The following is a 22,545-nucleotide window of genomic DNA, read 5'->3' on the forward strand; positions in this document are numbered from 1 at the left end:
CCGCCTACTTCTTCTTCCTGCTATCCAGCGCCGCCTTGCAGGTCGCGCTGAGCTGGTCGCGCTTGCCGTTGAGGCAGGCGACGATGCCGCCGCCCGGTGCGATGCCAGCGCAGAATTTGTCGTAATCCGCCTTGCACGCGCCGCGCGGATCGGCCGATTGTGCTGAATCGACCCCGGAGAGCGCGACGACGAATGCGATAGCGGCAAGGCTCAACTTGGACATTTTATCTCCGGTAACGGAACGTAAGAGGCGATCAGCTCTACATGAAGATTGCGACATTCAACATCAACAACATCAACCGCCGCCTGCCCAATCTGCTGGCATGGATGCGCGCGGCCAAGCCCGATGTCGTCGCGCTTCAGGAATTGAAGGCAAGTGATGGCGAATTTCCGGCGGCCGCGATCGAGAAGGCCGGTTACGGCGCAGTCTGGCGCGGACAAAAGACCTGGAACGGCGTCGCCATCCTCGCCCGCAACGCCGAGCCCATTCTGACGCGCGACCGGCTACCGGGGAGACCTGACGATCACGAGGCGCGCTACATCGAGGCCGCGGTGCGCGGCGTCATCGTCACCAGCATCTACCTGCCGAACGGCAATCCGCAGCCGGGGCCGAAATTCGACACCAAGCTCGACTGGTTTGCACGCCTGAAGCGCCACGCCAAGACCTTCATCAAGCAGGATCTGCCCGTGGTGCTGGCCGGCGACTACAACGTGGCGCCGACGGCGATCGACATCTATCCCACGCGCTCATGGGACAAGGATGCTCTGATCCAGCCGAAGAGCCGCGCGGCGTTTGCCTCGCTCGTCGCGCAGGGCTGGTGCGATGCGATCCGCGAGCTGCATCCGGAGGAGCGGATCTACAGCTTCTGGGACTACAAGCGGAACCGCTGGCCGCGCGATGCGGGCCTTCGGCTTGATCATCTCCTGCTGAGCCCTGCCCTTGTCTCACGCCTGGCGAAGGCCGGCGTCGACAAGAAAGTCCGCGGCGAGGACGGCGCCAGCGATCACGCACCGGCATGGGTGGTGTTGAAATAGCGCGGATCCGTAGGGTGGGTTAGCGAAGCGTAACCCACCTCTTTAATTTCCGCGAAGACAGAAGCGGCGGGTTACGCCTTCGGCTAACCCACCCTACGAAATCGCGCCAGATCAGCGCCCGTAATACTCCTGCACCGTGTCCCACGCGGCTTTTTGCAGCAGCTGCACCGTCTCCGGATCGATACCCATCGTATAGGAGTTGCCAACCGGCGAGCGGCCCGTCAGCGCGGCGAGCGTCACGCAGGTCGCAAGGTACGTCCCCGCCGGGCTCGGATGCCGCTTGTCCGGCGCATAGAGATTGAGCTCCGGCTGGAGCTTGCGGACACGGGCAAAGGCGAGGCCCGCGGGGATCACGAGCACATCATTGGCATTGCCGGCGATTGTGTAGGCCTCGGCCAAGCCATCGGTCATTTCCGGCTTGTCGGCATAGGCCCAGGACATGAACAGCACCGGCCGCATGTCGTGGGCGCGGACGATCTCGCTGTCCCTCTTCGCAAAGGTCGCGAACGCATCCTTCAATTGCGGATGGATCGGGCACTGGCTGCAATCCATCATCACGACCGCGTCGAACTGCTTGCCAGGCTTGTTGAAGACGACATTGTTCCGGTCGTCGAAGGAATAGGCACCGATGCCGCCCGGCCGCAGCAGATTGTCCATGTCGTGCCAGTCGAGCCCGGAGCCGCCGATCGTGGCCATGGTGTTGCGATACGCCGCCTTGTTGTCGGCATCCGCAGCCCGCTCCATAAAGGAGAGATGCCCAGGCATGCCATTGTTGTAGTAGAAGAAGCTGTTGCCGACGAACAAAGCGGCCTTGGGAAAGTCCGGTCCTGATGTCGTGACCTTCGGCTTGGTCTGCGCTTGTGCATTGAAGCTGGCCGCAGCGGCCAGACACATTGCGAGCATGGCTCGCGCCAAAAGACGCATCATCGGCTTCCTCCCCTTTTCTTTTTACTGAGGCCGGAAACAGATCAGCTTTCCCCGGCCGCCTCAAGAGGACGGGCGTGCAGCAGCTATGCGTGCAACCGCGTGCTCACCACAAATTCTTGCCGTCGATAAGGTTCACCGGCACCGCCTCGAGATCGAAATCGTCGAACAGGCGTGCGTTGATGCCGACCCTGGGATTGTCGAAGTCGGGCTTGCCGGTCGACCAGTCCGGCGACTCCGAATAGGTGCCGCAGCCGCAGCTTGCACAGAAATGATGTTTGACGGTGCGGCTGCCCCAGCGATAGGTCGTAACGTTCTCCGGCGGCGACAGCAGGCGGAATTGCGCCGGCGTGTAATAGGCCCACAACGCGCCGCGCTTGGCACAGAGCGAACAGGTGCAGCGCGTCACGCTCGATGGCGCCTCTGTCACCTCAAACACCGTCTCACCGCAATGACAGCTTGCCTCGATCGGCATGTCCCGCACCCTCCATTTTGTCAGGAGGTGGTCATAGCCCGCCCCTGCTGCCAACATGCTGTCAGCAGCGCGCGACGCCGGTCGGAAAGCCTAGTTCGCGGACAGCCGCTTGGCGTTCGCGGCCACATGCTCGCGATAGCGCTGGATGATCGTGGCCGGCGTTGCGCCCGCAAGCAGGCTCGCCATCGCCTCGAACGCGGCGGCGACCTTCTCGCTCACCATCAGGGCGGCCTCGCGCCCGGCGGCCTCGTCGCCATGGCTGAGCTTCTCGCAGCGCAGCCGCACCACTTCGCTGGCTTCGACCGCGAGCATCGCGCCGGCGTACCAGGGAAAACCGTCATCGGATCCGCTGAGTACCGCATGGCGGTCGAGGGCGGAGAAGGAATGGTGATCGGGCATCGCGGACCTCAAATTCTTTGAGCGAGTGCCCCGATCAATACGCTTCAAATTTGAAGGATCAGGCCGGCGAGCGGATCGGATTGTCGGCGCCTGCGACACCTGCAATTAACTACGGGCTGGTGACCCGACCGTTCGCTCTCCGCGCTTCCTCCGGCTACACTCTTTTGATTCCCGGAGCCCTGCCCTTGGCCCTTCTCTTTGTCCTCACGGTCGGCCTCATCGCCGGCACCATTTCCGGCATCGTCGGCACGGGATCGTCGATCATGCTGATGCCGGTGCTCGTCTATGCCTATGGGCCGAAGGAAGCCGTGCCGATCATGGCGGTGGCCTCCGTGATGGCGAATTTCTCGCGGATTTTGGCCTGGTGGCGCGAGGTCGACTGGCGGGCCTGCGCGGCTTATTCGGTGACGGGTATTCCGGCCGCGGTGCTCGGCGCGCGCACGCTGCTGGCGCTGCCCTCGCACGCCGTCGATCTCGCCATCGGTCTCTTTCTGATCGCGATGGTTCCGGTCCGGCACTGGCTGGCGCGGCACGAGTTGAAAGCAAATCTCTGGCATCTCGCGATCGGCGGGGCAGTGATCGGCTATCTCACCGGAATCGTGGTCTCGACCGGCCCGCTCAGCGTGCCGCTGTTCCTGTTCTACGGCCTGAGCAAAGGCGCCTTTCTTGCGACCGAGGCTGCCTCCTCGCTCGGCCTCTACTTCGCGAAGTCCGTGACCTTCGAACGCTTCGGCGCGCTGACGCAAGAAGTCTTCATCAAGGGCCTGGTCGCAGGCTCCTCGCTGATGGTTGGCGCCTTCGTCGCAAAGCGCTTCGTGCTGCACCTGAAGGCGGACATGTTCCGCATGGTGATGGACGCGATCATGGTCGCGGCGGGGCTCTCCATGCTATGGAACGCAACCCAATCCTCCTGAGCACGACTCACTGTCCCCATGGCCAAGAACACGCTTTCCTTCGTCTGCCAGAACTGCGGCGCGGCCTATAACCGCTGGCAGGGCAAGTGCGAATCCTGCGGCGAGTGGAATACGCTCGCCGAGGAGGACGCGACCGGCAGCGTACCGGTATCGATCCGCTCCAAGCGCAAGGGGCGGACGTTTGCGCTGGAGAGCCTCGCCGGAAAGAGCCCGGATGCACCGCGCCTCTCCTCCGGCATGACCGAGCTCGACCGAGTCACCGGCGGCGGCTTTGTCCGCGGCTCGGTGCTGCTGGTCGGCGGCGATCCCGGCATCGGCAAGTCGACGCTGCTGACGCAGGCTACCAGCCTGATGGCGCGCGCCGGACATCGCATCGTCTACATCTCGGGCGAAGAGGCCATCGCTCAGGTGCGCCTGCGCGCCGAGCGTCTCGGACTATCGGATGCGCCGGTGCAGCTTGCCGCCGAGACATCGGTGGAAGACATCGTCTCGACGCTGTCGGAAGGCGCGGTCCCCCGGCTGATCGTGATCGATTCGATCCAGACCATGTGGACGGACACGGTGGAATCCGCCCCCGGCACGGTGACGCAGGTGCGCGCCTCGGCGCAGGCGCTAATACGGTTTGCCAAGAAGACCGGTGCGGCCATCATCCTGGTCGGCCACGTCACCAAGGACGGCCAGATCGCTGGCCCCCGCGTGGTCGAGCACATGGTCGATGCCGTGATGTCCTTCGAAGGCGAAGGCTCGCAACAGTTCCGAATCCTGCGCGCCGTCAAGAATCGCTTCGGCCCGACCGACGAGATCGGCGTGTTCGAGATGACCGGCCTTGGCCTGCGCGAGGTCACCAACCCGTCAGAATTGTTCCTCTCCGAGCGCGATCTCGGCACGCCCGGCACCGCCGTCTTCGCCGGCATCGAAGGCACCCGGCCCCTTCTGGTCGAGTTGCAGGCGCTGGTGGCGCCAACCTCGCTCGGCACGCCGCGCCGGGCCGTGGTCGGATGGGACCCTAGCCGACTGTCGATGGTGCTCGCGGTGCTGGAGGCCCATTGCGGGGTCAAGCTGTCCGGCCACGACGTCTATCTGAACGTCGCGGGCGGCTTGCGCATCCACGAGCCGGCGGCCGACCTTGCCGCCGCGGCGGCACTGGTGTCATCGCTGGTTAATGCGCAGTTACCCACCGATGCGGTCTATTTCGGCGAGATTTCACTGTCCGGCGTGGTCCGCCCAGTGGCGCAGACCCCGGCCCGGCTGAAGGAAGCGGCAAAACTAGGCTTCCAGCGCGCTGTGCTGCCCGAATCGGCCCGAGGCGAGGCCAGCGGCGATGCCGGGCTCACCCTCAACGCGATCAACAGCCTGACGACGTTAGTTGCCGAGATCGCCGCTCGCGGCTCCCGCCGGGGCGACTCGAGCGCGCCGGCAGAGAAAAATGCCACACCGGCAAGATTCCGCCGCGGAGAGGGCTAGGTGGAGGTGACGTCCCGCGCCCCCACCGCTATACAGCCGTCACAAAAGCAGCATGGGATTGCGTGGTTGCGGCCTTGCCGGGAACGCCGTCTGGCCCTCAGTTAGGGCGGCGGCCAAACACCGATTCGCTGAGCACCTTTGAGAGTACGAGCGGACCAGACCAGCCGATGCCAGTTACACTCCTCGACCTGATCCTGCTCGGTGTGATGCTGATCTCGGGCCTGCTCGCCATGGTCCGCGGCTTCATGCGCGAAATCCTGTCGATCGCGGCCTGGGGCACGGCGGCGATCGTCACGCTGTACTCGTTCTCCAAGCTGCTGCCGACCGCAAAGACCTATTTCAACAACGATACGGTCGCGAGCGTAGTGGTGGTCGCCGGCGTATTCATCGGTACCCTGGTCGTGGTCTCCGTGATCACGGTCCGGATCTCCGACATGATCCTGGATTCGCGAATCGGCGCCCTGGACCGTACCCTCGGCTTCCTGTTCGGGCTGGCTCGCGGGCTGTTGATCGTCGTGGTGGCCTTCCTGTTCTTCACCTGGCTGGTGCCGGACAAGCAGCGCCCGGACTGGGTCACGGGGGCCAAATCCCGCGTGGTGCTCCAGGGAACCGGGGATTGGCTGATGTCCCTCTTGCCGGATGACCCCGAGAACACCATCTTGAAGAGATTCAAGAAAAACAAACCAGATGATGATCAAGCTGATACCGAGCAGCAGCCTCCGGGCAGTGGCGACGGATACAGTAAACCGGCTCGTGATGGCCTGAAGAAGCTGATCGAGAAACCTGCGGCACGTTGATTGAGCCCACAGAGAGGCGCTGACGAGATGCGACACCCTGACCAGGACGCCCAGCTTGATCTCGATCCAAAGGCCGGTTTGAGTCCGGCCGCGCTAGAGCTTCAGGACGACCTGGAGGGAGATACGCTGCGCGAGGAATGCGGCGTCTTCGGCATCTACGGACACCCTGACGCCGCCGCCATCACGGCGCTTGGCCTCCACGCCCTGCAGCACCGCGGCCAGGAAGCCGCGGGCATCGTCTCCTACGACGGCAGCCGCTTTCACAGCGAACGCCGCCTCGGCCTCGTCGGCGACACCTTCTCCCGCCGCGAAGTGATCGACCGCCTGCCCGGTAACATGGCGGTCGGCCATGTCCGCTATTCCACGACCGGCGCGACCATCCTGCGCAACGTGCAACCGCTGTTCGCCGAGCTGAATGCCGGCGGCCTCGCGGTCGCCCATAACGGCAATCTCACCAACGGCCTGACGCTGCGCCGCGAGCTCGTGAAGAGCGGCGCGATGATGCAGTCGACCACCGACACCGAGGTGATCCTGCACCTGGTGGCGCGCTCCAGGCGCGCCCGCTTCATCGAACGCTATATCGACGCGCTGCGCGAGATCGAAGGCGCCTATGCGCTGGTCTCGCTCACCAACAAGAAGCTGGTCGGTGCGCGTGACCCGCGCGGCATCCGCCCGCTGGTGCTCGGCGACCTCGACGGCTGCCCGATCCTGACATCCGAGACCTGTGCGCTCGACATCATCGGCGCACGCTTCGTGCGCGACATCGAACCCGGCGAAGTCATCGTGTTCGACGAGAACGGCCAGGACGTCCACAAGCCGTTCCCGCCGATCGCGCCGCGGCCCTGCATCTTCGAATACATCTACTTCTCCCGTCCGGACTCCATCGTCCACGGCCGCTCGGTCTACGAGGTGCGCAAAGCCTTTGGCGCGCAGCTCGCACGCGAGAGCCATGTGCCGGTCGACGTCGTCGTTCCGGTGCCGGATTCCGGCGTGCCCGCCGCGGTCGGCTACAGCCAGCATTCCGGCATACCGTTCGAGCTCGGCATCATCCGCAACCACTATGTCGGCCGCACCTTCATCCAGCCGACGCAGGCGATCCGCGAATCCGGCGTGCGCATGAAGCATTCGGCCAACCGCGCCGCGATCGAAGGCAAGCGCATCATCCTGATCGACGACTCGCTGGTGCGCGGCACCACCTCCAAGAAGATCGTGCGCATGATGCGCGATGCCGGCGCGAAGGAAGTGCACTTCCGCCTCGCTTCGCCCCCGATCCTCTATCCCGACTATTACGGCATCGACCTGCCCGACCGCGGCGGCCTTCTGGCCGCAACGCATTCGCTGGACGAGATGCGCGAGATCATCGGTGCGGACTCGCTCGCGTTCCTGTCGATCGACGGCATGTACCGCGCCATGGGCGAGCCCGGCCGCGACCCGGCCAATCCGAAATTCTCGGATCATTGTTTCACCGGCGCCTATCCGACCCACCTCACCGACCAGACCCAGACCGAGCCGCAACCGCGGCAGCTGTCGCTGCTGGCGGAGGCGAGCTGAATCGTCGTCCCTGCGAAGGCCGGGACCCATAACCACAGGCCTCTGTGGTACGACGAAGGCCAGCAACGACTATCTTCCCTGACATGACCGTCACGGCGTATGGGTCCCGGCCTTCGCCGGGACGACGCTGGATAAAGACGTTCGATGACAAAACCCCTCGCCAACCGCATCGCTCTCGTCACCGGCGCCTCGCGCGGCATCGGCTTCGCCACGGCTAAAGCACTCGCCAAGGCCGGCGCGCATATCGTGGCGACAGCGCGCACGCAGGGCGGGCTCGAGGAGCTCGACGACGAGATCCAGAAGAACGGCGGCAGCGCCACGCTGGTGCCGCTCAACCTCACCGATTCCGACGGCATCGCGCGGCTCGGCGCGGGCCTGCATGAGCGCTACGGCAAGCTCGACATCCTCGTCGGCAATGCCGGCGTGCTCGGCCCCTCCTCACCGGTCGGCCATATCGAGCTCAAGACCTTCAACGACGTCATGGCCGTCAACGTCTCCGCGAACTTCCAGCTGATCCGCTGCATGGAGCCGCTGCTCAAACAGTCCGATGCCGGCCGCGCCGTGTTCATCACCTCGGGCGCGGCCAACAAGGCGACCGCCTATGTCAGCCCCTACGCCGCCTCCAAGGCCGCGCTGGAAACGCTGGCGCGCGCCTGGGCGCAGGAAACCGCGAACACGAAGCTGCGTGTCAACCTGTTCAACCCCGGCCCGGTCCGCACCCGCATGCGCGCCACCCTGATGCCGGGTGAGGATCCGGCGACGCTTGAGACGCCCGAGCAGATCGCCGAATTCATCGTCCCTATGTGCGCACCGGACTGGATCGAGACCGGCAAGTTCTACGACTACAAGACGCGCAGCTTGATGAGCTTCTGCTCGCCGGCCTGATTGACTTAAGCCCCTCCCCGCGATTGACTGCCTGCGCTCAAGCGGCAGCAAGCCGCAAGCCAAAAAAGGGAGGTTGCCATGGCATCGTGGCATGATCGCGCACACTTCAACCGTGCGCTCGCAAATATCTCGCACTCCATCGCTATCCTGATCGCAGCGATCGCATTCGTGCTTCCGGGCGCTGCCATGGCGGGCGATGTTCCGACCTTCGCAGTCGATGCCTCCTGGCCCAAGCAGCTCCCGAACAACTGGATCATCGGCCAGATCGGCGGGATCACCGTCGACTGGCAGGGGCATATCTGGGTGATCCACCGCCCGCGCTCGCTGATCGATGGCGAGAAGGCCGCGACCCTCAACCCACCGCGGGCAAAATGCTGCGTGCCGGCGCCGCCGGTGCTGGAATTCGACGTCGACGGCAATCTGTTGCGCTCCTGGGGCGGACCTGGCGAAGGCTATGAATGGGTCGGCCGCGAGCACGGCATCGAGGTCGACGAGCGCGGCTTCGTCTGGGTCGGCGGCAATGCCGACAATGACAGCGCGATCCTGAAATTTACGCTCGACGGCAAATATCTTGGCCAGATCGGCAAGATCGCGCCGCGCACCAACAGCAACGACACGACACAGCTCGGCCGCCCCGCCGAGATCGCGATCGACAAGGACGCCAACGAACTCTACATCGCCGACGGTTATGGCAACCGCCGCGTCATCGTGTTCGACGCCACCACGCTCGCCTACAAGCGGCATTGGGGTGGCCACGGCAAGACCCCGAACGACGACAAGCAGCCGCCCTACGATCCGAGCGCCGCCGCGCAGGAGCAGTTCGGCAATCCCGTCCACTGCATCAAGATCGCCAATGACGGGCTGGTCTATGTCTGTGACCGCAGCCAGAACCGCATCGAGGTGTTCAGGAAGGACGGCACCTTCGTGAAGGAATGGATCTATGAGAAGGACAGCCGCGGCGACGGCGCGGTGTTCGATCTCGCGCTGTGGCCCGATCCGAAGCAAACCTATCTGTTGAACGCCGACGGCACCAACAACGAGATCCGCGTCATCAAACGCGAGGACGGCAGCGTGGTCGGCAGCTTCGGCCATAACGGCCGCAATGCCGGGCAGTTCGCCCTGCTCCATGCCATGGCGGTTGACGCCAAGGGCAACGTTTATACCGGCGAGGTCGAGGGCAAGCGCATCCAGAAATTCAAGCTGACCTCGGACGCACTCAAATAAGCAAGAAACGACGGAGGTTCTCATGACGCCAACGCTGACCCGCGTGCGCCTCAGACTGTGCGGATTGATCTCCGCCTGTATGATTTCCGCCGCCCTCACCGGCCCGCCCGCACCGGCGCTAGCCGGCGACGTCCCGACCTTCGCCGTCGACCCGTCCTGGCCAAAGCCGCTGCCGAACAACTGGATCCTCGGCCAGGTCGGCGGCATCACCGTCGACTGGCAGGGCCACATCTGGGTGATCCACCGTCCGCGCTCGCTCACTGATGACGAGAAGGGCGCGAGCCTCAACCCGCCCCGCTCGAAGTGCTGCGTCTCGGCGCCGCCCGTGCTCGAATTCGACACCGACGGCAATCTGCTGCGCTCATGGGGCGGTCCGGGCGAAGGCTATGAATGGGTCGGCCGTGAGCACGGCATCGAAGTCGACGAGCGCGGCTTCGTCTGGGTCGGCGGCAATGCCGACAACGACAACGCCATCCTGAAATTCACGCTCGACGGCAAGTTCGTGGCTCAAATCGGCAAGATCGCGCCGAGCCTCGGCAGCAACGACACGACCCAGCTCGGCAAGCCCGCCGAAACCGCGATCGACAAGGAAGCGAACGAGATCTACGTCGCCGACGGCTATGGCAACCGCCGCGTCATCGTGTTCGACGCGAGCACGCTCACCTATAAACGGCACTGGGGCGCTTACGGCAACAAGCCGAACGACGACAAGCAGGCGCCCTACGATCCCAAGGCGCCAGTCTCGCAGCAATTCGGCAACCCCGTTCACTGCGTGAAGATTGCCAGTGACGGGTTGGTCTATGTCTGCGACCGCATCAACGACCGCATCCAGGTGTTCAAAAAAGACGGCACCTTCGTGAAGGAATTCTTCTTCGAGAAGAACACGCTTGGCAACGGCGCTGTGTGGGACATCGCGATCTGGCCTGATCCGAAGCAGACCTATCTGCTCAGCGCCGACGGCGAGAACAACGAGATCCGGATCATCAAGCGCGACGACGGCAGCGTGGTCGGCAGTTTTGGTCGCAACGGCCGCAATGCCGGGCAATTCCACTGGGTCCACGCGATGGCGGTGGATACCATGGGTAACGTCTATACCGCCGAGGTCGACACCGGAAAGCGCATCCAGAAATTCAAGCTGACCTCGGACGCGCTTAAGTAGAAGACGCCGCTTTTTGCCCAAAAGTTAACCGCCGGATGACGCTACGACGCAGCGTCATCCGGCTTTAGGCGCATTGCCGCCGACCGCGGGACAGGCTACGGAGTCCGCCGGACCAAGGCTTCATCCAAGAGAGCCGTCCGCATATTTGACAATGGAGGAAACCCTTTATGACGACGACGTTCGCGCGCCGCTCTGCGGCCCTTCTGGCCTGCGCCGCCTTCGGTTTTGCAACATCCGCCTACGCCCAGGACAAGACCGCCACGATCGGCGTGCTCAACGACATGTCGAGCCTGTACGCCGATATCGGCGGCCCCAATGCGGTGATGGCGGTCAAGATGGCGGTTGAGGATTCCGGCCTGCTGGCGAAGGGCTGGAAGATCGAGGTTCTCAGCGGCGATCACCAGAACAAGCCTGATGTCGGCGTCAACATCGCGCGCCAGTGGATCGACACTCAGAAGGTCGACGCGATCGCCGATACGCCGAACTCCGGTGTGGCGCTGGCCGTCAGCAACCTGGTCAAGGAAAAGAATTCCGTCCTGCTCAACAATGGCGGCGCCAGCGCCGACCTCACCGGCAAGGCCTGCAACGCCAACACCATCTCCTACAGCTACGACACCTACATGCTGGCTACCGGCACCGGCAAGGCGCTGACCAAGGCGGGCGGCGACACCTGGTTCTTCCTGACGGCCGACTACGCCTTCGGCGCTGCGCTGGAGCGTGACACCAGCGCGGTCGTCACCGCGAACGGCGGCAAGGTGCTCGGCGGCGTCAAGCATCCGCTCAACACGTCGGACTTCTCGTCCTTCCTGCTCCAGGCGCAAAACTCCAAGGCGAAGATCGTCGGCCTTGCCAATGCCGGCGGCGACACCACCAACTCGATCAAGCAGGCGGCCGAGTTCGGCATCGTCGAAGGCGGCCAGAAGCTCGCCGCGCTACTGCTGTTCATCAATGACGTGCATTCGCTCGGCCTCAAGACCGCGCACGGCCTGACCTTCACCGAATCCTTTTACTGGGACCTCAACGACAACACGCGTGCCTGGTCGAAGCGCTTCCAGGAGAAGGCCGCCAACAAGGCGATGCCGTCGATGACCCAGGCCGGCAATTATGCCGCCGTGCTGCATTATTTGAAGGCGCTGGAAGCGCTCGGCGGCAATCCGCATGACGGCGCCAAGGTCGTCGCCAAGATGAAGGAAATCCCGACCGACGATCCGCTGTTCGGCAAGGGCCCGCTGCGCGAGGACGGCCGGCGCATCATCCCGGCCTATCTGTTCGAGGTGAAAAAGCCGGAAGAGTCGAAGGGACCGTGGGATTATTACAAGCTGGTCGCGACCATTTCGGCGGAAGATGCGGCGAAGCCGCTCAAGGACAGCGAGTGCCCGCTGGTGAAGAAGTAAGCGGGATTTCGTAGGGTGGGCAAAGGCGCGAAAGCGCCGTGCCCACCATCTCTCTGTAAACGAAGAGACGGTGGGCACGCTTCGCTCTGCCCACCCTACGAGACCGTCTTTGTCGCAGCCAGCGTCCGCACCGCGATCGCCGCGCACAGCACCATCAGCGCCGCCGCAAGCAAGAACGGCGCGCCGGGCAAATGCAGCGGCGCGCTGACGCCGATGAAATATGAAAACGTCAGCGTGAACAGGAATGGGCCGACGAGCTGCGACACGCTCTGAACGCTCGATGTGGCGCCCTGCAACTGGCCCTGCTGATCGGGCGCAACCAGCCGCGTCATCAGCGACTGGAGTGCAGCCCCCGAGATACCCCACAGCGACATCACGGGAATGCCGAGCCAGAACAGCGGTCCAGTCGGCGCACTGCCGAAGATCGCGAAACCGACGGCGCCGCAGCACAATCCGAGCAGAAGCGTGCCACGCTCGCCGAGGACGCGGACGATCGGGCCGATGGCGAGCCCCTGCACCACCATGGCGCAGACGCCAACCATCGCCAGCGTCAGTCCGACGGTCTTGGAATCCCAGCCATAGCGATAGGTCGCGTACAGCACGAAGGTCGACGGCAGCACGACATGCGCGACCTGTGCGATGAAGTTGACGACCGACAGCGCCGCCAGCCCCGCGTTGGAGCGCAGCAGATGCAGCGCTCCCACCGGATTGGCGCTGGTCCAGCGAAAGGCTGCGCGTTTCTCCGGCGCCAACGATTCCGGCAGGATCAAGAGACCGTAGAGCGCATTGGCGAAGCTCAAGCCCGCCGATGCCCAGAACGGCAGTCGCGGATCGATGTCGCCGAGCAGACCGCCCAGCGCCGGGCCCAGGATAAAGCCGGCGCCGAAGGCCGCACCGATCTTGCCGAAGACCGCCGCGCGTCGCTCCGGCGGCGTGATGTCGGCGATATAGGCAAAGGCGGTCGAGATGCTGGCCGAGGTGATGCCGGAGATCACGCGGCCGACGAACAGCCACGTCAACGACGGGGCAAGCGCCATCAGCACGTAGTCGGCGGCGAGCCCGAAATTCGACAGCAGCACCACCGGCCTGCGCCCGAAGCGATCCGACAGCGCGCCCAGAAGCGGCGAGAACACGAACTGCATCAGCGCCCAGGCGGTGCCGAACAGGCCGAAGATGCGCGCCGCATGCGCGGTGTCGTTGCCGACGAAGCTCTCGATCAGCTTCGGCAGGATCGGCATGATCACGCCAAGCGCCAGCATGTCGAGCAGGATGGTGACGAAGATGAAGGCGACGGCACCGCGCCGGACCGGCGTAGCGCTTTGCGCTGTCGCCTCGCCGGCCTCTTCGCTCACGACGGCCGCTTGCGCTTGTGCGCGAACGGATTGACCTTCTCGCGCAGGGTAATGCGGATCGGCGTGCCCGGCAGCTCGAAGGCCTCACGCAGCGAATTGGTGAGGTAGCGCAAATAGGACTGCGGTATGGCGTCCGCGCGCGAGCAGAACAGCACGAAGCTGGGCGGCCGCGCCTTGGTCTGCGTGATGTAATTCAGCTTCAGCCGGCGGCCGGACACGGCGGGCGGCGGATTGGCCTGGACCGCCTCCTCGAACCAGCGGTTCAATGCCGAGGTCGAGACGCGCCTGTTCCAGAGCGCATAAGCATCCTGGATCGCCTGCATCAGGCGATCGATGCCCTCGCCCATCAAGCCGGAGACGGCGACGATCGGCACGCCCTTGATCTGCGGCAGCAAGTGGTCGGCATCCCGGCTCAGGCCGGAGATGGCGCCGCCGCCTTTGCTCTCCATCAGGTCCCATTTATTGACGGCGAGCACGACCGCGCGGCCCTCGCGCTCGATCAGATCGGCGATGCGCAGATCCTGCTCCTCGAAGCGGTTCTGCGCGTCCATCATCATCACGACGACTTCGGCAAAGCGTACCGCACGCAGCGCGTCCGCAACCGAGAGCTTTTCGAGCTTCTCCTCGATGCGCGACCGGCGGCGCAGGCCGGCGGTATCGAACACGCGAAATTCGCGGCCCTTCCAGTTGATCTCGACCGCAATGGAATCGCGCGTCGTGCCGGCCTCCGGGCTCGTCAGCAGACGCTCCTCGCCGAGGAGATGGTTGATCATGGTCGACTTGCCGGCATTGGGCCGGCCGACGATGGCAACCCGGATCGGACGCGTTGCGGCCTCTTCCTCGGTCAGCGGCCCGTCGTCCTCGGCCTCATCCTCCTCCACAGGCTCCGGCATCAGCTCTCGGAGAGCGTCGTAGAGCTCGCCCATGCCCTCGCCGTGCTCGGCGGAGATCTGGATGGGATCGCCGAGGCCGAGCGCGTAGGCCTCCATCGCGCCGATTTCGCCGTGCTTGCCCTCGCTCTTGTTGGCGACCAGCAGCACCGGCTTGTTGGCGCGGCGGGCGAAATCGGCAAAGGCGCGATCGTTCGGCGTCAGACCTGCGCGGGCATCGATCACGAAGAACAGCGCATCGGCCAGCGCGATGGCGGTCTCCGTCTGCTCCTGCATGCGCGCAGTCAGCGAGCCCTTGGCGCCTTCGTCGAGGCCGGCGGTGTCGATGATGGTGAATTCGAGATCGCCGAGCCTGGCTTCGCCCTCGCGGCGATCGCGGGTGACGCCGGGCAGGTCATCGACGAGCGCGAGCTTCTGTCCGACCAAGCGGTTGAAAAGCGTCGACTTGCCGACATTGGGCCGGCCGATAATGGCGATCATAAAGGACATTGGTCATTCGTGCGCCGCGGAGGTGGCGCCTGTCAATTCAGTGAAAAATATCAGCGGGAGAAACTGCCGCTGGGCATCGGTGCCGGGAATGCCCCCTGCGACTGCTGTTGCTGGGTGGTCTGCGCCGATTGCGCCGGCTGCTGTACGGGTTGCTGGTCCGGCGGCGGCGCAGTGGTGCGCTTGCGGACGATCTTCTGCTTTGGCGGCGGTGCCGCCGGCGCTGGCGCCGCCTCGGGCTGGGTCTCGCCATCGACCTCGCCGGCCGGCGCTTCAGCCGGTGCGGCTGCGGTCGCGGCCGGCTGCCTGGTCTTCTTCGCCCTGGCGGATTTCGACGGTTTCGCCGCTTCAGCGGGCGGCGGCTCGACGGGCAGCGCTGCAACGGCAGGCGCATTCGGATCCGGCTGTTGTTGCTGGGCGCCCTTGTACATGTCTTTCGGCACGCCCTGCTCGAGGCCCGGCACGCCCTCGGGGAAGACCGGCTTGCGGTCGCCCGGCAGCTTCTTCTTGGTGTCGAGCCAATCGAGCATGTCGCTCGGATCGAAGCTGGAGCAGCCGCCCAGGACGCCGGTGAAGGCGATCAGGACGGCGGCTGCGATCAAGCGGGTCGTGCGGCGCATATCAGTATCTCGTCTCAGCTCTCGGGTCCGTCAGCTTTTGGCGACGGGCGGCAGCAAGGCCTGTAGCGCCTCGGCGCGCGAGCGCAGCCCCGGCGGCGTTTCGCCGTCCTCGGCGATCGCGTCGAGCCATTTGCGGGCCGCGGTCATGTCGTTGTTGCGCCAGGCCGACAGCGCCAGCATCTCGCGGGCGCTGTGGCGGTAGGTCGACTTGGGCGTGGCGGACGCCTCTAATCGCTGCTGCATGTCGGCATAGCCAGCGCTGTCGAGCAGCAAGCCAGCCGCACGGATTTTTGCGAGATCCTGCCACTCGCCGCCGACGCCGCGATCAGCGGCGATGTCGTCGTAGATCTTGGCCGCAGCCTTGGGATCGCGGGCCGCCGCCTCGGCCGCAGCGCGCAGCCGCGCCAGCGTGCGGTAGCCCGAGGGGGCCTTGGCGGCGAGATCGGTAAAGGCCGCCTCGGCCTCGGTGTGCTTGTCCTGTTCCGACAGCTCGACGGCCTTCTCGAAGGCAGCGCCGGCCTCGGCCGCCTTCTTGGCCTCCAGGTACTGGTAGCCGCGCCAGCCGCCGACGGCCGCCACGACCAGCACCATCAGGGCGATGAAGTAGATCGAATATTTGTCCCACAGCTTCTTGAGCTGTTCGCGACGTACTTCCTCGTCGACTTCGTCAAATAATTCAGACACTTAAGCTAATCCCATGCCCGGCCGGCAGCGCGCGCCAGATTGTGCGCGTCTAAAACCCGTCCCCACGTGCGGCGGCGATAACCTATCGATATGGCGGAGGCAAGGCAAAGCAAGCCCGATCAAGGCGTTAACGCTCGGTCCGGGATAGCCCGGGGTGAGGCTCGTCCCCGCTCAGGTCCCTACCAGAGCTCCCGCAACTGCCGCTTCAGCACCTTGCCATTGGCGTTGCGTGGCAGCGGGTCGGCCGTGATCGTCATCGTCTCCGGCACCTTGTAATCGGACAACCGTTCGGCGCACCAGGCCCGCAGATCGTCGCTCCCGGCCTGCATGCGCGTCACCACCACGGCGTGGACGCGCTCGCCCAGCACCGGGCATGGCTTGGCAATGATCGCGCTCTCGACCACGGCGGGATGGCCGGCGAGCACGGATTCGACCTCGGCGGAATAGATCTTCAGACCACCGCGGTTGATCATGTCCTTCTGCCGGTCGAACACGCGAACAAAACCGTCGGCATCGACCGAGCCGAGATCGCCGGAATGCCAGAAGCCGCTGGTGAAACTTTCGGCCGTGGCTTTCGGGTTGTTCCAGTAGCCCTTGATGACGGAGGCGCTCTGGATCCAGAGCTCGCCGATCTCGCCATACGGCAGCTCGCGCCCGTCCGCCCCCATCGCGATGATCCGCGCGCCGGGACACGGCAGGCCGACGCTGTCGATATGGCTCGCCGTCAGCTCACCCGGCATGATCGTCGACGGCGATGTCGTCTCGGTCGAGCCGTAGCAGTTCGCAAGCTTCAGGCCGGGAATCGTCGCCTCGAGCTTCTCGATGGTCGCGACCGGCATCGGCGCACCACCGAAGCCGCCAATGCGCCAGCTCGACAGATCATAGCTGTCGAAATCCGGCTGGAGCAGGCAGAGATTGTACATCGCCGGCACCATCACCGTGTAGGTGACGCGCTCGCGCGCGGCGAGCTTGAGATAGTCGGCGGCCTTGAACTCCGGCATGATGATCAGCGCGCCGCCGCAGCGGATCATCGTCGTGATGTTGGCGACCACGCCAGTGACGTGGCCGAGCGGCACGGCAGCGATCGAACGGTCGGCCGCCGTCAATTGCAGGCAGGACACGAACACCATCGAGGAATGGACGATGTTGCAATGGGCCAGCATCGCGCCCTTCGGTTTGCCGGTCGTGCCCGAGGTGTAGAGGATCATCGCGGTGTCCTCTTCGCTCGTCTCGACCGGTGCCGGTGGCGGCGCGTTGTCCGCGAGCACCGCAAAGCGCGACAGAGCCGCATCGTCATCGACAGGAATCCGGTGGATCACGTCCGGGATGTCCCGCGCATCGGGCAACCGTCCTGCGAGCGCCGCTTCGTGGATCAGAATTTTGGCGCCGCAATCGGTGAGGACATAGGCGATCTCCGGCTTCTGCTGGCGCGTGCTGAGCAGGACGGTGACAAGCCCCTCATGCGCCGCGGCAAACAACAGCAGCGGAAATTCGATGCGGTTACCGAGCAGGATGGCAACGCGGTCACCGCGTCGCAGCCCCAGCTTGCGAAAACCCGATGCAATCCGCGTAGCCTGGTCCACCGCCTGCCGCCAGCTTAGCCGGACATTGCCGCAGATCAGCGCTTCGCCATTGCCATTGCGCGCGCAGGCGTCCGCGATCATGGCCCAGATGTTCGCGGGCCGGTCGCCGAAGGCCGGCACCACCCGATCGCCAAAGCGCGCCTCGAGCCGCATCGGCGGAATCTGAGATTGCGACCAGTCCATCGGAGGGCCCTCGGCTTGTTGCTTTTGTCACCTTCCGCGCATGGGCACGGGTCCCCGTCTTGCGCTGATCGGCTGAGGCTAGCTCCCCATGACGGGAACGCCAATCACGACTGGGTGGAACGCGAAAGCCAGCGCCAGATAGGCAACGATTCCGACTGCAACCGCGATCAAATCGTTGGTGACGCCGCCCACCGGGATCGGCGGCCCGCCGCCGTCTGTGCGATGTTTGAGCGAGATGCGGTCATACACCCCCCAGCCCAGGAACGAGCCGAACAGGATGATGGAGCCGAGATCGCCGTTCGCCAACAAATGCGCGGCCGCCCACAGCTTGATCCCGGCCAGCATCGGATGCTTCAGCGTCGCATAGATACGGCCACGCAAGTAGGACGCAACCACCAGGATGACGGCAGGCAGCATCAGCGCGATCGTGATGTGCTTCATGGCCTTCGGCGGGTACCAGACGTCGATCCAGCCGGTCGCGCGATAATGCGCAAAGCCCCAGACGATCAGCGCCAGACCTGCGAGAGACACCAGCGAATAGAGGATCTTATAAGTCCCCTCGCCCAGCCTCGCGATCGCCTGCGCGCGCGCCTCGCGTTTTGTTGTGAAAACATGGGCGGCGAAAAACAGCACCAGCCCCAGGATCATGACCAGCAGACCCACGACGTCCTCCCCCTCAACCAGCGCCCCGCTTATGGCGTATCATTGATTGGCGGATGGTCGCAACGGCGCTGCTCAGGAAGATCGGGTCGCGCACTACTTGCCAAGTTCCCTATTATCGACATAGCGGATCGCGATCGGCCGCCCGGCCAAGGCGCCACCAAGACCGCTGGTGAATTTCAGCGGCAGGCAGGCATTCAACGATGCATTGATCGCATTCAGATAGGTCGTTCTTGTATCGGCCGGGACGCCCGCGGTCGCAAAGGTCAGGCGCGGTGGGCCGACCAGGCCGCCGGTCTTGTTGAAGCTGAAGCGCACCGACATCTGCATGCCCGCTCGCCCATTGTCTGATGGCGGCGACCAGCAGGTCCGCAGCTCGGCGAAGAGGTCGCCGATCGTATCGAGATCGTGATCGGGCTTCTGGTATTTGGCGCGATCGGCCTCAGGCGGCACGCTCTCGATCGTGAGCTGAAGATTCTCCCCGTAGGGATAGTCGATCTCGGGAATACAGGGACCGTGCTGGAGCACGCTGCAAAAGGACGGCGTGCAGGGCCGGCTGTCGAGCACGCTGCACGGCTCGTGCGAAAACGGGATCGGATTGATCTGCCGGTGCCGCGCGTCGGCCGCGACCGTTGATATCGCCAGCAGGATGAGAACAAGGACGTAGCGCCACATCAGCAGAACGTGGCACCGCCAGAGAATCCGTCAAGCCCGCGGGCGTTCACATGCTCGCGCTCAAGCGGCAGGGCCGTGCCCTATCCCTTCTTCTTGACGTCCTTGACGTTGGTGAACTCGATGCCCTCGGCGCGTTCTTTCGTATAGCCGAGATAAAACTCGTTCCGGGCCAGATACACGGGATCGCCGTCGACATCGTCGGCGATGCTCGAGGTGTTGGCGGCGAGGAACGTGTCGAGCTTCTTGCGATCGTCCGAAGCGACCCAGCGCGCGAGCTGGAACTCGCTCACCTCGAACTCCACCGGCAGCGAATACTCCGCCTCCAGGCGCGCCTTGAGCACGTCGAGCTGGAGCGCGCCGACGACACCGACCAGCGCCGGCGCGCCGTCGCGCGGGCGGAACACCTGCACGACGCCCTCTTCCGACATCTGCTGGAGCGCTTCCTTCAGCTTCTTCGCCTTCATCGCGTCGGTCAACCGGACGCGGCGGACGATTTCCGGCGCGAAGCTCGGCACGCCCACGAAGTTGAAATCCTCGCCCTCGGTCAGGGTATCGCCGATGCGCAGCGTGCCGTGGTTGGGAATGCCGACGACATCGCCGGCAAAGGCTTCATCCGCGACCGATCGGTCCTGTGCAAAGAAGAATTGCGGGCTCGACAGCGGCATGCTTTTGCCGGTGCGCACCAGCTTCGCCTTCATGCCACGGCTGAGCTTGCCGGAGCAGAGCCGCGCGAACGCGATGCGGTCGCGATGGTTCGGATCCATGTTCGCCTGGATCTTGAACACGAAGGCGCTCATGCGCGGATCGGTTGCCTCGACCCTGCGCTGGTCGCTCTCCTGCGCGCGCGGCTCGGGCGCGAACTTACCGAGCCCTTCCAAGAGGTCACCGACGCCGAAATTGCGCAGTGCGCTGCCGAAATAGACCGGCGTCAGATGGCCCTCGCGAAAGGCCTCCAGCTCGAACGGCTTGGAGGCCGCGGTGACGAGCTCGAGCTCGTCCTTCACTGCCGATACGTCGAGATTGGCGTTGAGCTTTCCGAGTTCGGCGATCTCGATCTGCTGCGCCGCGCCGGTCTTGGCGCCGCCGCCTTCGAGCAGGCGCACGCCGCCATTGACGACATCATAGGTGCCGAGGAAATCGCGGCCGCGGCCGACCGGCCACGTCATCGGCGTGGTGTCGAGCGCCAGCGTCTTCTCGATCTCGTCGAGCAGATCGAAGACGTCGCGGCTCTCGCGGTCCATCTTGTTGATGAAGGTGATGATCGGGATGTCGCGCAGGCGGCAAACCTCGAACAGCTTTCGCGTCCGCGCCTCGATACCCTTGGCGGCGTCGATCACCATCACGGCGGAGTCGACCGCGGTGAGCGTGCGATAGGTGTCTTCCGAAAAGTCCTCGTGGCCCGGCGTATCCAGAAGGTTGAACACGAGCCCTTCGAACTCGAAGGTCATCACCGAAGTCACGACCGAGATGCCGCGCTCCCGCTCGATCTTCATCCAGTCCGAGCGCGTGTTGCGCCGCTCGCCCTTGGCCTTGACCTGGCCGGCGAGATTGATGGCGCCGCCGAACAGCAGCAGCTTTTCGGTCAGCGTGGTCTTGCCGGCGTCAGGATGCGAAATAATCGCAAAGGTGCGCCGCCGCGCCACTTCAGCGGCAAGCGGGGAACGGGCCGGCGATTCGGCGGAAATGGCGATGTCGGACATGGTGGCAGCGTTTGGCAGGGAAAATGGGCCTGATCAAGCCTCATTTGGTGATTGCGGAGCCCGTCGGCCAGCCCCATATCGGCCTTGGGAGGGACGGGCCTTCCCCCTCATCAGCACATCAGCCGCGGGGACGACCCTGCCTTGCACCGAGGGTCGTCGTGGCCTGGAGCATCCTGTTCGTCGCCGGTCTTTTGGAAATCGCCTGGGCGATCGGGCTGAAATACACCGAGGGCTTTACCAGGCTCGTTCCGTCCGTCCTCACGCTCGCGGCCATGGCCGGCAGCGTCATCCTGCTCGGTGTTGCCCTGAAGACGCTTCCGATTGGAACCGCTTATGCGGTCTGGACCGGCATCGGCGCGGTCGGCACCGCGGCGCTCGGCATCATCCTGTTCGGCGAACCGGCTACCGCGCTTCGCCTGGCCAGCATCGGACTGATCGTCGCCGGCATCGCCGGGCTGAAGCTCGTTACTTGAGGAAAATCTTGACCGCCCACCAGGTCAGGGCCGCAACGATCGCCGAGGCCGGCATCGTGATCACCCAGGCATAGACGATCGAGCTCGCGACATTCCAACGCACCGCCGAGAGGCGGCGCGCGGCGCCGACGCCGACAATGGCGCCGGTGATGGTGTGGGTGGTCGAGACGGGAACCCCGAGGAAGGTCGCGATGAACAGGGTCGCGGCGCCGCCGGTTTCAGCGCAAAAGCCCTGCATCGGCGTCAGTTTTGTAATGCGCAGTCCCATGGTGCGCACGATGCGCCAGCCGCCCATCAGCGTCCCCATCGCCATCGCCGCCTGGCACGACAACACCACCCAGAACGGCACGTAGAATTCGCCGCCGAGTTGGCCCTGCGAATAGAGCAGTACGGCGATGATGCCCATGGTCTTCTGCGCATCATTGCCACCATGGCCGAGTGAATAGAGCGAGGCGGAGGCAAATTGCAGGATGCGGAAGGCGCGATCGACCGCAAACGGCGTCGATCGCACCGAGGCCCAGGAGACGACCGCAACCAGCACCATCGCAAGCAAGAAGCCGACGAGTGGCGACAGCACGATTGCGAGCACCGTTTTGGACAATCCGCTCCAGACCGCCGCCGAGAGCCCGGCCTTGGCCACGCCTGCACCGAACAGGCCGCCAATCAATGCGTGGGACGAGGATGACGGGATGCCGAGCGCCCAGGTGACGATATTCCAGACGATCGCACCGACCAGCGCCGCGAAGATCACCTGGGCATCGACGATCGCGGGATCGATGATGCCGGTGCCGATGGTCTGGGCGACATGCAGGCCGAACACCATGAAGGCGACGAAGTTGAAGAACGCAGCCCAGAACACTGCGAATTGCGGCCGCAGCACGCGGGTCGAGACGATGGTCGCGATCGAATTGGCGGCGTCGTGCAGGCCGTTCAGGAAGTCGAACAGCAACGCGACGGCGATCAGTCCGACCAGGACGGGAAGACCCAACGCAGCATCCACAATGCGGCCCCTGCCTTA

The 22,545-nt window shown here is 64.6% G+C and carries 23 protein-coding genes; 10 read left to right on the forward strand and 13 right to left on the reverse strand.

Annotated features, from left to right (window positions below):
- Positions 1 to 4: 4 nt before the first annotated feature.
- Positions 5 to 223, reverse strand: coding sequence for a hypothetical protein (locus tag UP06_RS03155; RefSeq protein ID WP_045000379.1), 219 nt, complete (start codon positions 221 to 223; stop codon positions 5 to 7).
- A 41-nt stretch (positions 224 to 264) separates the two neighbouring features.
- Here UP06_RS03155 and UP06_RS03160 point away from each other — a divergent pair, with 41 nt between their 5' ends.
- Entirely contained in the window at positions 265 to 1,035 is a 771-nt protein-coding gene (locus tag UP06_RS03160; protein WP_045000381.1) for an exodeoxyribonuclease III, read from the forward strand.
- A 111-nt stretch (positions 1,036 to 1,146) separates the two neighbouring features.
- On the opposite strand, the gene UP06_RS03165 is transcribed toward UP06_RS03160, so the two are convergent.
- From UP06_RS03165 to UP06_RS03175, 3 genes are all read right to left on the reverse strand, one after another.
- On the reverse strand, positions 1,147 to 1,962 hold the full coding sequence (locus UP06_RS03165; RefSeq protein WP_045000383.1) for an SGNH/GDSL hydrolase family protein: 816 nt from the start codon (positions 1,960 to 1,962) through the stop codon (positions 1,147 to 1,149).
- 103 nt (positions 1,963 to 2,065) lie between these two features.
- Positions 2,066 to 2,434: a GFA family protein gene (locus UP06_RS03170; protein ID WP_045000385.1), complete on the reverse strand. Its 369-nt coding sequence runs from the start codon at positions 2,432 to 2,434 to the stop codon at positions 2,066 to 2,068.
- 90 nt (positions 2,435 to 2,524) lie between these two features.
- Positions 2,525 to 2,833 (reverse strand): hypothetical protein, encoded by a 309-nt coding sequence (locus tag UP06_RS03175; RefSeq protein WP_045000387.1) that lies wholly within the window; start codon positions 2,831 to 2,833, stop codon positions 2,525 to 2,527.
- Between the two features lie 185 nt (positions 2,834 to 3,018).
- On the opposite strand from UP06_RS03175, the gene UP06_RS03180 reads away from it, so the two are divergent.
- The 8 genes from UP06_RS03180 to UP06_RS03215 all read left to right on the forward strand — a co-directional run bounded on the left by UP06_RS03180 (position 3,019) and on the right by UP06_RS03215 (position 12,221).
- Positions 3,019 to 3,747: a sulfite exporter TauE/SafE family protein gene (locus tag UP06_RS03180; protein WP_045000388.1), complete on the forward strand. Its 729-nt coding sequence runs from the start codon at positions 3,019 to 3,021 to the stop codon at positions 3,745 to 3,747.
- An 18-nt stretch (positions 3,748 to 3,765) separates the two neighbouring features.
- On the forward strand, positions 3,766 to 5,211 hold the full coding sequence (radA, locus tag UP06_RS03185) for a DNA repair protein RadA (RefSeq protein WP_045000391.1): 1,446 nt from the start codon (positions 3,766 to 3,768) through the stop codon (positions 5,209 to 5,211).
- A 167-nt stretch (positions 5,212 to 5,378) separates the two neighbouring features.
- The gene (locus tag UP06_RS03190; protein ID WP_045000393.1) at positions 5,379 to 6,008 is read left to right on the forward strand and encodes a CvpA family protein; all 630 of its coding nucleotides are present in this window, start codon (positions 5,379 to 5,381) and stop codon (positions 6,006 to 6,008) included.
- Positions 6,009 to 6,035: 27 nt separating this feature from the next.
- Positions 6,036 to 7,559, forward strand: coding sequence for an amidophosphoribosyltransferase (purF, locus tag UP06_RS03195; RefSeq protein WP_045000394.1), 1,524 nt, complete (start codon positions 6,036 to 6,038; stop codon positions 7,557 to 7,559).
- A 144-nt stretch (positions 7,560 to 7,703) separates the two neighbouring features.
- Entirely contained in the window at positions 7,704 to 8,444 is a 741-nt protein-coding gene (locus tag UP06_RS03200; RefSeq protein ID WP_045000395.1) for an SDR family NAD(P)-dependent oxidoreductase, read from the forward strand.
- Positions 8,445 to 8,522: 78 nt separating this feature from the next.
- Positions 8,523 to 9,668, forward strand: a complete 1,146-nt coding sequence (locus tag UP06_RS03205; protein WP_045000397.1) for an NHL repeat-containing protein — start codon at positions 8,523 to 8,525, stop codon at positions 9,666 to 9,668.
- A 79-nt stretch (positions 9,669 to 9,747) separates the two neighbouring features.
- The gene (locus tag UP06_RS03210; protein ID WP_245305407.1) at positions 9,748 to 10,827 is read left to right on the forward strand and encodes an NHL repeat-containing protein; all 1,080 of its coding nucleotides are present in this window, start codon (positions 9,748 to 9,750) and stop codon (positions 10,825 to 10,827) included.
- A gap of 167 nt (positions 10,828 to 10,994) precedes the next feature.
- Positions 10,995 to 12,221, forward strand: a complete 1,227-nt coding sequence (locus UP06_RS03215; protein WP_045000401.1) for an ABC transporter substrate-binding protein — start codon at positions 10,995 to 10,997, stop codon at positions 12,219 to 12,221.
- Positions 12,222 to 12,316: 95 nt separating this feature from the next.
- Here the strand turns inward: UP06_RS03215 and UP06_RS03220 are convergent, their stop codons facing one another.
- The 8 genes from UP06_RS03220 to UP06_RS03255 all read right to left on the reverse strand — a co-directional run bounded on the left by UP06_RS03220 (position 12,317) and on the right by UP06_RS03255 (position 21,054).
- Entirely contained in the window at positions 12,317 to 13,573 is a 1,257-nt protein-coding gene (locus tag UP06_RS03220; RefSeq protein WP_045000403.1) for a TCR/Tet family MFS transporter, read from the reverse strand.
- The gene (der, locus tag UP06_RS03225) at positions 13,570 to 14,952 is read right to left on the reverse strand and encodes a ribosome biogenesis GTPase Der (protein WP_045000404.1); all 1,383 of its coding nucleotides are present in this window, start codon (positions 14,950 to 14,952) and stop codon (positions 13,570 to 13,572) included. The genes UP06_RS03220 and der overlap by 4 nt, the downstream gene beginning before the upstream one ends.
- Before the next feature lie 50 nt (positions 14,953 to 15,002).
- Positions 15,003 to 15,569 carry a hypothetical protein gene (locus tag UP06_RS03230; RefSeq protein WP_045000406.1) on the reverse strand — a complete coding sequence of 189 codons (567 nt, stop codon included), beginning with the start codon at positions 15,567 to 15,569 and terminating at the stop codon, positions 15,003 to 15,005.
- Between the two features lie 30 nt (positions 15,570 to 15,599).
- Complete coding sequence (locus tag UP06_RS03235; protein WP_045000408.1) at positions 15,600 to 16,253, reverse strand: tetratricopeptide repeat protein; 654 nt, start codon at positions 16,251 to 16,253, stop codon at positions 15,600 to 15,602.
- A gap of 179 nt (positions 16,254 to 16,432) precedes the next feature.
- Positions 16,433 to 18,019 (reverse strand): class I adenylate-forming enzyme family protein, encoded by a 1,587-nt coding sequence (locus tag UP06_RS03240; protein WP_045000411.1) that lies wholly within the window; start codon positions 18,017 to 18,019, stop codon positions 16,433 to 16,435.
- 78 nt (positions 18,020 to 18,097) lie between these two features.
- Positions 18,098 to 18,682, reverse strand: coding sequence for an NnrU family protein (locus UP06_RS03245; RefSeq protein WP_045000413.1), 585 nt, complete (start codon positions 18,680 to 18,682; stop codon positions 18,098 to 18,100).
- 93 nt (positions 18,683 to 18,775) lie between these two features.
- Positions 18,776 to 19,354 (reverse strand): UCP034077 family protein, encoded by a 579-nt coding sequence (locus UP06_RS03250; protein WP_045000414.1) that lies wholly within the window; start codon positions 19,352 to 19,354, stop codon positions 18,776 to 18,778.
- 80 nt (positions 19,355 to 19,434) lie between these two features.
- Positions 19,435 to 21,054, reverse strand: a complete 1,620-nt coding sequence (locus UP06_RS03255) for a peptide chain release factor 3 (protein WP_045000416.1) — start codon at positions 21,052 to 21,054, stop codon at positions 19,435 to 19,437.
- 158 nt (positions 21,055 to 21,212) lie between these two features.
- Here UP06_RS03255 and sugE point away from each other — a divergent pair, with 158 nt between their 5' ends.
- Positions 21,213 to 21,527 carry a quaternary ammonium compound efflux SMR transporter SugE gene (sugE, locus tag UP06_RS03260; protein WP_045000418.1) on the forward strand — a complete coding sequence of 105 codons (315 nt, stop codon included), beginning with the start codon at positions 21,213 to 21,215 and terminating at the stop codon, positions 21,525 to 21,527.
- On the opposite strand, the gene UP06_RS03265 is transcribed toward sugE, so the two are convergent.
- Positions 21,520 to 22,527 carry an inorganic phosphate transporter gene (locus tag UP06_RS03265; protein WP_045000419.1) on the reverse strand — a complete coding sequence of 336 codons (1,008 nt, stop codon included), beginning with the start codon at positions 22,525 to 22,527 and terminating at the stop codon, positions 21,520 to 21,522. The genes sugE and UP06_RS03265 overlap by 8 nt on opposite strands.
- Positions 22,528 to 22,545: the final 18 nt, after the last annotated feature.

The sequence above is a fragment of the Bradyrhizobium sp. LTSP857 genome (assembly GCF_000938285.1).
Lineage (GTDB): Bacteria > Pseudomonadota > Alphaproteobacteria > Rhizobiales > Xanthobacteraceae > Bradyrhizobium.